This window comes from Qipengyuania algicola (assembly GCF_042492175.1).
In the GTDB taxonomy this organism is placed as follows: Bacteria; Pseudomonadota; Alphaproteobacteria; order Sphingomonadales; family Sphingomonadaceae; genus CAJXSN01.
The window spans coordinates 33,098-45,780 of the sequence record NZ_CP170453.1 but is presented as its reverse complement, the minus strand read 5'-3'; the positions used below and the strand labels follow the sequence as shown (position 1 = coordinate 45,780).

Genomic DNA, 12,683 nt, shown 5'->3' with positions numbered 1-12,683 from the left:
GCCGTGTTTCAGGCCGAAGCAGCAGCGGCTTCGACTTTCTCCGCTGAATGCAGGCGTACGCCCAGCCACGCAGAAATGATGCACATGGCAGCGCTGAGCAGCACCTGCTCGGCAATCGGCACGCCGCCTGCGGTGAGCGCCATGGCGAGCAGCGATCCACCCACCATCGCGCCGCTATTGACGATGTTGTTCGCAGCGATTGTGCGTGCCGCCTGATCGGTCGAAACCCGGGTGGTCAGAAAGGCGTAGAGCGGCACCACGAACATCCCGCCAGAGACCGAAATGCCCAGCAGGCAAAGCAGCAGCACAGTCGCCATCGGCCACGAGATGAAGCTGGCAACATCCAGAAGCTCGGTCGGCTGATCGGCCTGCCACATTTTGCAAACGATGTAGAAGGCGACCACAAACAGAGCCATCACGAGCACGGATACAGGGGCAAACCGCGCGGACACCTGGCCCTTCAGCAGCTTGTTCACCGCCACCGAACCTATGGCCACGCCAACCGAGAAGACGACGAGGAACACGCTCGCCACTTCCTTGCTGGCCATGATCACGTTTTTCGCCAGCGGCGGGAACTGGATGAACAGCACCGCACCGATGGTCCAGAAAAAGCTGATGGCGAGAATCGCATAATAAACCTGCCGGTCATCCATCGTCTTGCGGATCAACCGGGTCGAAGCGCGCAGAATATGCCAGTCGAGCTTCTCCACCTGTCCCAGCGGCGGGGCGGGGGGGATCTGGCGCGAGGAGATATAACCCATGATCGACACGCCGATAATCGCGGCAGCGGCATATTCGACCGGGATCCAGCCCGCCAGAATAGTGCCGGCCAAAATCGCGACATAGGTCCCTGCTTCGACTAGACCGGTGCCGGCCAGCACCTCCTCTTTGCGCAAATGCTGCGGCAGGATCGCGTATTTGATGGGCCCGAGAAATGTCGATTGCACGCCGGTCAAGAACAGAGCGAACAGCATCAGAATAATCGGGAAACTGGTATCGATAGTCGTGAAGCCCAGCGGGATCGACACTGGCAGATCAAAGCCGCGCCACGCCAGATAGAGCCCTGTCGCCCCGATAATCATCAGGCCGATTTCGCAGAACTTCACGATACGCACGATCCGCGCCTTGTCGCGCATATCCGCCAATTGTCCGGCCACAGCCGAAAGCGCGAAGAAAGGCAGAATGAACAGACCCGAAGCGACCGCGCTGAACAGCCCCTCCGCCTCTTCGGAATTGTAGACCTGATACACGACGAACAGGACCATCGCGGTCTTGTACAGATTGTCGTTGAACGCGTTGAACAGCTGGGTGACAAATAACGGCAGGAAACGCCGACGGCCGAGCAGTTTGACGGTGGTCAAGAATTGTCCCCAAACGCAGGCCATGCGGCCCATCGCCTGCTGTTCTAGCTGTAAGTCGATGGCGGACAAGGGCGCTTCTGTTCTTTTTCCCGCTGGCCTGATCGGCTAGGGGCGCGTCTGGCCTATGCTGACTTTGCCCAACATACTCACTTTGTCGCGGATATTTGCGGTTCCACTGCTCGCTTACCTGCTGTGGTGGCCGGGCTGGACACTGGGCTACGCGATGGGCTTCCTTCTCTACTGCACGATCAGCCTGACGGATTATCTCGATGGCTATCTGGCGCGGGCGCAGGGCACGGTTTCGAAGCTGGGAATATTTCTCGATCCCATCGCCGACAAGATCATGGTCGCGGCGGTTATTCTGGTGTTGACGGCACAGGGCTTCTTGCGCGGGCCTATCGTGGGCGATTTCCACGTGATCGCAGGGCTGATTATTCTGATGCGCGAAATTGCGGTGTCGGGCCTGCGCGAATTTCTTGCCGGGCTGCAGGTCTCTGTGCCGGTGACCCAGCTGGCCAAATGGAAGACGACGTTCCAGCTCATTTCACTGGGTGCGCTGATCGGCGGGGGCGCGCTGCCCCAGTATGAATGGATCCACCTGACCGGCCTGACCACGCTGTGGGCGGCGGCCATTCTGACTGTGGTGACGGGCTGGGATTATCTGCGCGTTGGCCTCAAACATATGGATTGAGGAGGCGCGCTGAAGCGCCCTCAACCCATATTGCCGGCGGCCTTGTGCAGCGTGCCGACCAGCGGAATCCCGAAGCGATCACGCGGATCGTGCCGGTCGAACTCTTCGTCCATCGCCGCATAGCCAAGCGATTCCACCACTGCGGTGTGCAGCGGCACATCGAATTTGATGCCGGCGTTCTTCTCGATCCGCCACACGACTGAGCCCCGCATCGGGGTGACATCGTTGAGGTCAAGATCGACCCGGCTGCCCTCGGCCATATCGCCGACGCATTCGATCATGCAGCCGCCGCTGGAGACATTGTAGAGCGTCACATATTCGCGCACGCCGTCCACGCGGCAGGCAATTTCCTTGTCGAGCGACAAGCGGTTGTAAGAACGCATAACATCATACCTTTTCCGACCCGGCCGTATTCTCCCTCGGCCTCAGGTTGATGCTTAGCTCAAAATTTACCAATATTTCGTGAAGCTTGGACTGGCAGGGGCTCCGGCGGCATGCGGGATTACCCCGCGCGCAGTTCCTCGGCGAGCAGTTGGAATTCCTCGCTGCGGGGGCTGCCCGTGCGCCAGATGAGCGCGATTTGCCGCGTATCGGAGCTGGTCGTCAGAGGGCGCGCGACCACATCCGTACCGGTCAAAATACCGGCATCCAGCGCCATTTGCGGCAGCATCGTCCAGCCAAGGCCATTGTCGACCATCTGCACCAGCGTGTGCAGGCTGGTGCCGATCATCGCGGCGTTGCCTTTCAGTTCAGGCCGGTTGCAGGCGGCCAGCGCATGATCGCGCAGACAATGCCCGTCTTCCAGCATCAGCAGGCGGCCTTCATCGATGGCCGACGGGCGCACACTTTCAGGCGGATCGCGCGGGTCGTCCTTGGGCATGGCGATCAGCAGGCGGTCTTCGCCGATGGCGGCGCTTTCCACATCGCCGGTAGGGAAGGGCAGGGCCAGCAATACGCAATCGACCCGCCCGTGCTGGAGCGATTCGACCGCATCCGCACTCGTTTCCTCGCGCAGGAACAGCTTCAGTTCGGGCCGTTCGCGGCGCAGCCGGGGCAGAATCTTTGGCAACAGGAACGGCGCAATGGTCGGGATGACGCTCATCCGCACGGTGCCCGCGAGCGGCTTGCCTGCGGCCTGCACCAGCTCTGACAGTTCTTCGGCCTCCCGCAGCAAACGGTGCGCCTTCTCGACCACCTGATTGCCCAGCGGCGTGAACCGCACCACCCGCCGCGTGCGTTCCACCAGCGTGGTGCCCAGCAGCGATTCCAGTTCGCGGATGCCGGCCGAAAGCGTGGACTGGGAGACAAAGCTTGCCTCCGCCGCGCGCCCGAAATGCGAATGCTCGTGCAGGGCAACCAGATATTGGAGCTGCTTGATCGTGGGGAGGTAGGTGCTCACCCTGTCGGCCTAGTCCGCCTGCGCTGCCTCTGCCAGCGCGGCTTTGGTCTCGGCCCTGGCTTGTTTGGCGGCCTGTTTGCTGCTCGCCATGTCGTCCGCCATGTCATCAACATGGGTCATGTGCAGCTTTCCGTCGCGCACCGCGAAGGCCAGCTTACCTTCCACCAGATCGAGCGCGTCCTTGCCGAACACTTCGTAGCGCCACCCCTGCAGGATCGGCAGGTCACGCACACCGGCGGCGAGCGCTTCCATTTCGTTCGCCTTGGTCAGCAGGCGCGAGGCGATATCGATCTCGCGTGAGCGGATTTTCAGCAGCAGCTTGAGCAGATCGGCAACCAGCGCGCCTTCTTTGCCCAAAGGTGCCCCGCGCTTGGCCTTGGCGGGCATTTCGGATTTCGCCATTGGCTCGGCGTTTTCCAGAACCTTCATCAGCCGCTTGCCGATGTCGTTTTCTTTCCACGCATTGGACAGCCCGCGCACCTTGGCCAGATCGGCCTGTTTTTTGGGCGGATGGCTGGCGATATCGGCCAGCGTCTCGTCGCGCATGATCCGGCCACGCGGCAGGTTCTTGTGCTTCGCCTCGCCCTCGCGCCAGGCGGCCAACGCTTTCAGACGGCCCAGCACCTGCGGATTGCGCCCCTGCGCGCGAATGCGCTTCCAGGCATCGCCTTCATCGTTTTGGTAATTGGCTGGGTCAGCCAGCTTCTCCATCTCGGCATTCAGCCAGCCGCCGCGCCCGGTCTTGATCAGCTTCTTCAGGATCATGGGGAAGATCTGGCTGAGATAGGTAACATCGCCGATGGCGTATTCGATCTGCCGGTCGGTCAGCGGGCGGCGGCTCCAGTCGGTGAAGCGCGCGCCCTTGTCGATGGTCTTGCCCAGCCAGCTCTCGACCAGATTGGCATAGCCGATCTGTTCCGACTGGCTGATCGCCATCATCGCAATCTGGGTGTCGAAGATGGGGTGGGGCGTCTTGCCGGTAAAATTGTAGACAATCTCCACATCCTGCCCGCCCGCGTGGAAGATTTTGAGAACGTCCTCGTTCTCGGTCATCAGGTCCCACATCGGGGTCAGATCGATACCCTCGGCCAGCGGATCGACCGCAGCAGCCTCTTCCTCGTTCCCCAGCTGGACCAGGCATAGCTCCGGCCAGAAGGTGTTTTCCCGCATGAACTCGGTGTCGACGGTAACGAAGTCCGATTTTGCCATACGCCCGCAAAATTCGGCAAGCGTATCGGTATCGGTGATCAGGTCATGGATTTTCATCGTGGTCTTCTTTTCCCCTTGAGCGGAGTACCGCCCTCGCGCCGCGTGATCCGTGGCAAGCCCCAGCTTGACAAATTCCCACGCTTAGCCTGTTAGCGCGCGCAACATTGACGCTTATCCTCTATAGAGCGTCACCTAGCGCACTTCCGTGTGCCCTAACCTTATCCTTCGAGAATGGAAGCCGGTAAACCATGCACGCCTATCGTACCCACAACTGTGCTGCGCTCACCAAAGCCAATGTCGGCGAGACGGTCCGCCTGTCGGGCTGGGTTCACAAGAAGCGCGATCACGGCGGCGTTCTGTTCGTCGATCTGCGCGACCATTACGGCATCACCCAGATTGTCGCCGATGAAGACAGCGACGCGCTGCCAGTGCTCGACAGGCTGAAGCTGGAATCGGTCGTCACCATCGATGGCGAAGTGAAGGCCCGCGATGCCGAGGCGGTGAACGCAAACCTGCCATCAGGCGAAATCGAAGTCTTCGCCCGCTCTGTCACCATCCAGAGCCGGGCCGAGGAATTGCCGCTGATCGTCAACTCGGCGGAAGACTATCCGGAAGATATCCGCCTGAAATATCGCTTCGTCGATCTGCGGCGCGAGCGGGTGCACAACAACATCATGTTGCGCAGTCAGGTGATTTCGTCGCTGCGCCGCCGGATGCAGGATCAGGGGTTCTTTGAATTCCAGACACCCATTCTCGCCGCCAGTAGCCCCGAGGGCGCGCGCGATTACATCGTGCCCAGCCGTCTGCATCCCGGTCAGTTCTACGCGCTGCCGCAGGCTCCGCAGATGTTCAAACAGCTGCTGATGGTGGCCGGATTCGACCGGTATTTCCAGATCGCGCCGTGTTTCCGCGACGAGGACTTGCGCGCCGATCGCAGCCCGGAGTTTTACCAGCTCGATTTCGAGATGAGCTTTGTCACACAGGAAGACGTGTTTCAGGCATTGGAGCCGGTGCTCGCGGGCGTGTTCGACGAGTTCAGCGGCGACAAGACCGTGACCAAGTCCGGCGAATTCCCGCGCATTCCTTACGCCGAATCGATGCTGAAATACGGCACCGATAAGCCTGACCTGCGCAACCCGATCGAAATCAGCGATGTCGGCGCGCATTTCGAGAAATCGGGTTTTGGCCTGTTCGAGAAGATCGTCGGCAGCGGCGGCACCGTCCGCGCTATTCCGGCGCCAGGCACCAACGAGAAGAGCCGCAAGTTCTTCGACGAAATGAACGAGTGGGCGCGCAAAGAGGGCTTTGCAGGCCTTGGCTACGTCACCCGCAAGAGCGGCGAATTCGGCGGCCCGATTGCCAAGAACCACGGCACCGAAGGCATGCAGGCCATCTATGACGAGCTCGGCCTCGGTGAAAATGACGGCCTGTTCTTCGCGGCGGGCAAACCGAAAGAAGCGGCCAAGCTGGCCGGTGCTGCCCGCACGCGTGTGGGCGAGACACTGGGTCTGATCGAGGAAGGCTGCTTCAAATTCTGCTGGATCGTCGATTTTCCGATGTTCGAGTATGACGAGGAAGCCAAAAAGGTCGATTTCAGCCACAACCCGTTCTCCATGCCGCAAGGCGAGATGGAAGCGCTGGAAACCAAGGATCCGCTCGATATTCTGGCGTGGCAATACGACATCGTCTGCAACGGCTACGAGCTGTCCTCCGGCGCGATCCGGAACCACAAGCCGGAGATCATGTACAAGGCGTTCGAAATCGCCGGATACGACAAAGCGACAGTGGACCGCGAATTTGCCGGTATGATCGAAGCGTTCAAACTGGGCGCACCGCCGCATGGCGGGTCTGCGCCGGGCATTGACCGTATCGTGATGCTGCTGGCGGACGAGCCGAATATCCGCGAAGTGATTGCTTTCCCGCTAAACCAGAAGGCGCAGGACCTGATGATGGGGGCACCCAGCAAGGTTCCGCCACAGGCGCTGCGCGATGTGCATATTCGCACCATCGAACCGCCGAAGGATGCATCGGCGTAAATGAGAGGACGGAAGGCGGGCACTTGCGCAGCCCCCGTGCGTTCATTAGGGCGAAAGACAGATTTGAAAACTCCCACTGAGAGGGTCTGAATACTATGAGCGATACACCTGACCGCGTGCAGAAAATTGTTGTCGAGCATCTGGGTGTCGAAGCCGACAAGGTGACGCAGGAAGCCAGCTTTATCGACGATCTGGGCGCAGACAGCCTCGACATCGTCGAGCTGGTCATGGCCTTCGAAGAAGAATTCGGCGTGGAAATCCCCGATGATGCGGCGGAAAAAATCGCCACCGTCGGCGATGCCACGAAGTATATCGAAGAGAACAAGGGCTGATCTTGGGGCTAAGGGCCCCAACGGCACTTTCCCGGCTGATTTAGCCCGGGTACCGACAGGCCCGACCCGCAAGCCGGGCCGGGCCTTTCGTATTTTTGTGGCCCCATTCGGGTCTGATGGAGAATTCTGATGCGGCGTGTCGTCGTCACTGGCCTCGGCCTTGTTACCCCGCTCGGCGGGGATGTCGAAACCACCTGGAAGAACCTGATCGCCGGCGAAAGCGGTGCAGGGCAGATCACGCGGTTCGATACCGAAGGGCACAAATGCACCATCGCGTGCGAGGTGAAGGGCAAAGATCACCCCTGGGGATTCGACCCCGATAAGCGTGTGGATCACAAGGTTCAGCGGCAGGTCGATCCGTTCATTGTCTATGGCATCGATGCCGCCGGACAGGCGCTGGAAGATGCCGGCCTCACCGATATGAGCGAGGCTGAAAAGCGCCGCACGGGCTGTTCCATCGGCTCCGGCATTGGCGGCTTGCCGGGGATCGAGAAGGAATCGATTGTTCTGCACGAGCGCGGCCCGGGGCGGGTCTCCCCTCACTTCGTTCACGGCCGCCTGATCAATCTCGTCACCGGACAGGTCCAGATCCAGCACGGCTTCATGGGTCCGAACCACGCGGTGGTGACGGCCTGTTCCACCGGCGCGCACTCGATTGGCGATGCCGCGCGGATGATCCGTGACGATGATGCCGATGTGATGCTGGCGGGCGGGGCCGAAAGCACCGTCAATCCGCTGGGCATTGCCGGTTTTGCGCAGGCCCGCGCGCTCAATATGAGCATGAATGACCGCCCGACCGAAGCCAGCCGCCCGTATGACAAGGACCGCGACGGTTTCGTCATGGGCGAGGGCGCAGGCGTCGTGGTGCTGGAAGAATATGAGCGCGCGAAAGCTCGCGGCGCGACGATTTACGGCGAAGTGGCGGGCTATGGCCTGTCGGGCGATGCCTATCACGTCACCGCGCCGCATCCTGATGGCTTGGGCGCCCAGCTAGCCATGGAAATGGCGATGAAGAAGGCTGGGATGACCGGGGCGGATATCGATTATGTCAATGCCCACGGCACCAGCACCATGGCCGACACGATCGAACTGGCCGCCGTTATGCGTGTGCTGGGCAGCGATCTGGGCGGCGCGAGCATGAGCAGCACCAAATCCGCCATCGGCCACTTGCTGGGCGGTGCCGGCGCGGTCGAGGCGATCTTCTGCCTGCTGGCGATGCGCGACGGGGTGGTTCCCCCCACGCTCAACCTGCACAATCCCGACGAAGGCACCGAGGGCGTCGATCTGGTGCCGCTCAAGGCACGGGAACGCGAAGTGCGCGCCGCGCTCAATAACAGCTTCGGGTTCGGCGGTACCAACGCCAGCCTGCTGATGCGCAAGGTCGACTGACGCGATGAAAGGCTTGAAGGGTCTGGTGATCGCTGGGGCACTCGCGGCGCTGGCGGTGTTTGCCTGGTTCGGCTCCGGCTGGTGGGGCGGCGGCATGGTGGAGGAGGAGACATCCTTCGTCGTGCCATCGGGCGCGACGCTGACTTCGGTTGCAAACAAGCTGGAGGAGGAAGAGCTGATTGCCTCGGCGGACAGCTTCCTGCTGCGGGCAAAAATCCTCGGCAGCGGCGATCCGGTGAAGGCGGGCGAGTTTCTGATCCCAGAAGGGGCGTCGCCTGCCAGCATGCTCGACACATTCCAGCACGGCGATGTGATCAACCGGTTTGTGACCATTCCGGAGGGCACGCCGTCCATCATCGTGTACGAGAAACTGATGGCCGAACCGCTGCTGACCGGCGAAATACCCGTGCCGGTGGAGGGCAGCGTCTTGCCCGACACCTACAGCTTCGAACGCGGTGAAGAGCGCACAGCGGTCCTCGCCCGGATGCAGGCAGCGATGCGCAATTATCTGGCCGAGGCATGGCCCAAGCGCAAACCCGATATCGCGGTCGACAATATCGAGGATGCGGTCACGCTCGCCAGTATTGTCGAGAAGGAAACCGGCGTCGCGCGGGAGCGGCGAATGGTCGCGGGGCTTTATTCCAACCGGGTGAAAACCGGAATGCTGCTGCAGGCCGATCCGACGATCATTTACCCGATCACCAAGGGCAAGCCGCTCGGCCGCCGCATTCGCCAGTCCGAGATCGCGGCGATCAATGGCTACAACACCTACACCCGTGTGGGGTTGCCAACCGGCCCGATCACCAATCCGGGGCGGGAGGCGATTGCTGCTGTTCTTAATCCGGAGAAGACCAGCGCCCTGTTCATGGTGGCGGACGGCACTGGCGGTCACAAATTCGCCGACACGCTGGCCGAGCACAACGCCAATGTGGAGGAGTGGTATAACCTCCGCAGGGAACGTGGTGAAATGTGAGCGAGCGGGACGACGCTCCTTTCATCCTGACCGCACAACTGCCGCGCGACATGCACAGCTGGGCAACCGGCCTGCGAACCGCGCATTTCCCGCCCGAGCGGAATTATCTGCAAGCGCATGTCACGCTGTTTCACGCCTTGCCTGCTCAGTGCGGCGACGAGATATGCGAAGTGCTGGCGCGGCTGGCGGGCGAGGTTGCCCCGGTTCCGGCGCAGCTGCTCGGGGTCATGTCGCTGGGCGGCGGCACGGCGCTGAAACTGGAAAGCCCGGACATGCTGGCGCTGCGCGATGAAATTGCCGACCGGTTTCACGGTATGCTGACCGGGCAGGACCAGCACAGGCCGCGCCTGCACATCACCATTCAGAACAAGGTCACCTCCAAAGAGGCCAAGGCGCTGCAAGCGCAGCTGGAGGACGCAATCGCGCCGAGCCACTTTGCCTTTCGCGGATTTTCGCTGTTCCGCTATCGCGGCGGCCCATGGGAAGCGGTGCGGGATTTTGCGTTCCGGGGCCGTAATTGACCCCGTTGGAAAAGCTGTTGTTGACCGGCGGGAAGCACCGCCGTAAGAGCGCCGCCTGCCTGCCCTGCAGGGGGTTTCCCCTGCACGAGAAAGGGCAGCCGATGTGGCGGAGTAGCTCAGGTGGTTAGAGCAGCGGAATCATAATCCGCGTGTCGGGGGTTCAAGTCCCTCCTCCGCTACCATTTTCCATATTAATCGTTATTGCAGTGCACCATGAGTGCCGAAGCGACACTGCAAGCTCCCCCGCCTTTGGCTGAAATTCCGCGCGCCGCGTTGTTTCTCGATTTTGACGGCACTCTTGTGCCGATTGCGCCAGAGCCGGGACAGATAGCTGTCCCCGATGATCTGGCTGCGCGGCTGGTGCGGCTGGCCGGGACGGTGGAGCAGGCGCTGGCGCTGGTTTCGGGCAGGGCAATCGATGATCTCACCCGATTTGTCGGGTCACCGCCGCTTTACCGCGCGGGCTCTCACGGGGCGCATGTCATGGGGCCCAGCGGTGAAACCATCCGCGCTGCCGATCCGATTGCGCCGGAAACCAAAGCCGCGCTGAAGGACTATGCTGCCGAGCACGGGCTTTATTTCGAAGACAAGCCCCACGGTGCCGGCCTGCATTCGCGCAAAGTACCGGAGAAATTCGCCGCCATGGCCGACTTCGCCGCCGATTTGGCCCAGCGCCATGGTCTGGCGTGCAAAGCGGGCAAGCAGGTCGTGGAGCTGGTCCAGCCGGGCGCGGACAAGGGCGGGGCGGTGCAATTGCTGATGCAGCAGCCGGAATTTGCCGGGCGCACGCCGGTCTTCCTCGGCGATGATGTGACGGATGAGGACGGGTTTGCAGCCTGCGCCGATGCGGGCGGTTTCGGCATCGCGGTGGGCGAGCGGGTTTCACAAGGCGCGCAGTATCGACTGGACGGCGTGGACGAGGTGTATCAATGGTTGGATCTGTGAACGCTCCTGAAAAACAGTCCGCATTCGAAGCCACTCTCGACCTGTGGCCGATTGGCAATTGCCACGTCAGCGGGCTGATTGATGCACGCGGGGCGCTGGTGTGGGGCTGTGTGCCGCGCGTGGACGGAGACCCGGTGTTTTGCAGCCTGCTCAATGGTGACCGGCGGGACAGCGGCATCTGGCGCTTCGAGCTGGAGGGGCAGGTTTCCAGCACCCAAAGCTATATCCGCAACACGCCCATTCTGGTCACTCGGCTGGAGGCCGAGGACGGCAGCATTGCCGAGGTGCTCGATTTCTGCCCCCGGTTCGAAGGCAAGGGGCGGATGTATCGCCCGGTCGCTTATGGCCGGATCCTGCGCCCAATTGCGGGCAATCCGCGCGTGCGGGTGATCCTGAACCCGATGAAGAATTACGGGGCGGAGCCTGCGGGCACCACCCACGGCACGAACCATATCCGCTATCTGGTCGGGCGGCAGGCCATGCGCCTCAGCACCGATGCGCCGGTGGGCTATGTGCTGGAGCAGCGGACCTTCCGGCTGGAGGGCGATACGCATTTCTTCCTCGGCCCGGACGAACCGTTTGTCGGCAATTTGCGCGAGGAAATTCGCCGCATGGAGCAATCCACGCGCAGCTATTGGCAGCGCTGGGTGCGCGGGCTGGCGACCCCGTTCGAATGGCAGGACGAGGTTATCCGCTGCGCCATCACCCTGAAATTGTGCCAGCATGAGGAAACCGGCGCGATTGTCGCGGCGCTGACCACCTCGATTCCCGAAGCCGCGCATTCGGAACGGAACTGGGATTACCGCTACTGCTGGATCCGCGATTCCTATTACACGGTGCAGGCGCTGAACCGGCTGGGCGCGCTCGATGTGCTGGAGAAATATCTCGGCTATCTGCGCAACATTGTCGACAGCGCGAAGGGCGGGCAGATCCAGCCGCTCTATTCGGTGATGGGCGAGAGCGAGCTGGACGAGACTACGGCGGCGCATCTGGCGGGCTATCGCGGCATGGGCCCGGTGCGGCGCGGCAATGCTGCCTACAAGCAGATCCAGCATGATTGTTACGGACAGATCGTGCTGCCCACCGTGCAGGGCTTCCTCGACAAACGGCTGCTGCGCATTGCCGACGACCATGATTTCCAGAGCCTTGAGGAAGTCGGCGAGATGGCGTGGAAGATGCACGATCAGCCCGATGCCGGCCTGTGGGAATTTCGTACACGGCAGGAGGTCCACACCTATTCCGCCGTCATGAGCTGGGCGGCATGCGACAGGCTGGCCAGCACGGCGGGCCTGCTTGATAAGCCGGACCGCGCAAAATACTGGCGCGAGCGCGCCGACGCGATCCGCAAGACCATCGAAGACAATGCCTGGGTCGAGGCCGATGGCAACGGCCATGACGGTCACTACAAGGCCAGTTTCCAGAGCGATTATCTCGATGCCAGCCTGCTGCAGATGATCGATCTTCGGTTTTTGAAACCCGACGATCCGCGTTTCCAGTCGACTTTTGCGGCAATCGAGAAGGAATTGCGGCGCGGGGAGCACATGCTGCGTTACGCGGCAGAGGACGATTTCGGTGCGCCAGAGACTGCGTTCAATGTCTGCACCTTCTGGCTGATCGAGGCGCTGCATCTGGCCGGGCGCAGCGAGGAGGCGCACGGATTGTTCTGCACGATGCTGGGCCACACCACCGGCTCCGGCATGCTGAGCGAGGACCTGGATTGGGAAACGGGCGAGCTTTGGGGGAACTTCCCGCAGACCTACTCGCTGGTAGGTATAATCAATTGTGCCGGTTTGCTGTCCAAACCATGGAGCGAAATCCGTTGAGTCA

The 12,683-nt window shown here is 61.6% G+C and carries 12 protein-coding genes and 1 tRNA gene; 9 read left to right on the top strand and 4 right to left on the bottom strand.

The genetic code is table 11. The features are described 5' to 3' along the window. Positions 1-8 precede the first annotated feature (8 nt). Complete coding sequence (locus ACFCW2_RS00240) at positions 9-1,385, bottom strand: MFS transporter (protein ID WP_379548989.1); 1,377 nt, start codon at positions 1,383-1,385, stop codon at positions 9-11. 100 nt (positions 1,386-1,485) lie between these two features. Here ACFCW2_RS00240 and pgsA point away from each other — a divergent pair, with 100 nt between their 5' ends. Continuing rightward, entirely contained in the window at positions 1,486-2,052 is a 567-nt protein-coding gene (gene pgsA, locus ACFCW2_RS00235; protein WP_379547293.1) for a CDP-diacylglycerol--glycerol-3-phosphate 3-phosphatidyltransferase, read from the top strand. Positions 2,053-2,072: 20 nt separating this feature from the next. Here the strand turns inward: pgsA and ACFCW2_RS00230 are convergent, their stop codons facing one another. The 3 genes from ACFCW2_RS00230 to rnd all read right to left on the bottom strand — a co-directional run bounded on the left by ACFCW2_RS00230 (position 2,073) and on the right by rnd (position 4,717). After that, positions 2,073-2,435, bottom strand: coding sequence for a PilZ domain-containing protein (locus tag ACFCW2_RS00230; protein ID WP_379547291.1), 363 nt, complete (start codon positions 2,433-2,435; stop codon positions 2,073-2,075). A 119-nt stretch (positions 2,436-2,554) separates the two neighbouring features. Beyond that, the gene (locus tag ACFCW2_RS00225) at positions 2,555-3,451 is read right to left on the bottom strand and encodes a LysR substrate-binding domain-containing protein (protein ID WP_379547289.1); all 897 of its coding nucleotides are present in this window, start codon (positions 3,449-3,451) and stop codon (positions 2,555-2,557) included. Positions 3,452-3,460: 9 nt separating this feature from the next. Next, positions 3,461-4,717 (bottom strand): ribonuclease D, encoded by a 1,257-nt coding sequence (rnd, locus tag ACFCW2_RS00220; protein ID WP_379547287.1) that lies wholly within the window; start codon positions 4,715-4,717, stop codon positions 3,461-3,463. A 191-nt stretch (positions 4,718-4,908) separates the two neighbouring features. Between rnd and aspS the strand changes: the two genes are divergently transcribed. The 8 genes from aspS to ACFCW2_RS00180 all read left to right on the top strand — a co-directional run bounded on the left by aspS (position 4,909) and on the right by ACFCW2_RS00180 (position 12,679). Next, a complete protein-coding gene (gene aspS, locus ACFCW2_RS00215; RefSeq protein WP_379547285.1) occupies positions 4,909-6,696 on the top strand; it encodes an aspartate--tRNA ligase in 1,788 nt (595 codons plus the stop codon). A 95-nt stretch (positions 6,697-6,791) separates the two neighbouring features. Further along, complete coding sequence (locus tag ACFCW2_RS00210; protein WP_379547283.1) at positions 6,792-7,028, top strand: acyl carrier protein; 237 nt, start codon at positions 6,792-6,794, stop codon at positions 7,026-7,028. 129 nt (positions 7,029-7,157) lie between these two features. Beyond that, positions 7,158-8,417: a beta-ketoacyl-ACP synthase II gene (gene fabF, locus ACFCW2_RS00205; RefSeq protein WP_379547281.1), complete on the top strand. Its 1,260-nt coding sequence runs from the start codon at positions 7,158-7,160 to the stop codon at positions 8,415-8,417. 4 nt (positions 8,418-8,421) lie between these two features. Then, positions 8,422-9,390, top strand: a complete 969-nt coding sequence (mltG, locus tag ACFCW2_RS00200) for an endolytic transglycosylase MltG (protein ID WP_379547280.1) — start codon at positions 8,422-8,424, stop codon at positions 9,388-9,390. Next, on the top strand, positions 9,387-9,911 hold the full coding sequence (locus tag ACFCW2_RS00195; protein ID WP_379547278.1) for a 2'-5' RNA ligase family protein: 525 nt from the start codon (positions 9,387-9,389) through the stop codon (positions 9,909-9,911). The genes mltG and ACFCW2_RS00195 overlap by 4 nt, the downstream gene beginning before the upstream one ends. A 105-nt stretch (positions 9,912-10,016) precedes the next feature. Beyond that, positions 10,017-10,093, top strand: a tRNA-Met gene (locus tag ACFCW2_RS00190). Between the two features lie 31 nt (positions 10,094-10,124). Continuing rightward, entirely contained in the window at positions 10,125-10,856 is a 732-nt protein-coding gene (gene otsB, locus ACFCW2_RS00185) for a trehalose-phosphatase (protein WP_379547276.1), read from the top strand. Next, positions 10,841-12,679, top strand: coding sequence for a glycoside hydrolase family 15 protein (locus ACFCW2_RS00180; RefSeq protein WP_379547274.1), 1,839 nt, complete (start codon positions 10,841-10,843; stop codon positions 12,677-12,679). The genes otsB and ACFCW2_RS00180 overlap by 16 nt, the downstream gene beginning before the upstream one ends. The last annotated feature ends 4 nt before the right edge of the window (positions 12,680-12,683 follow it).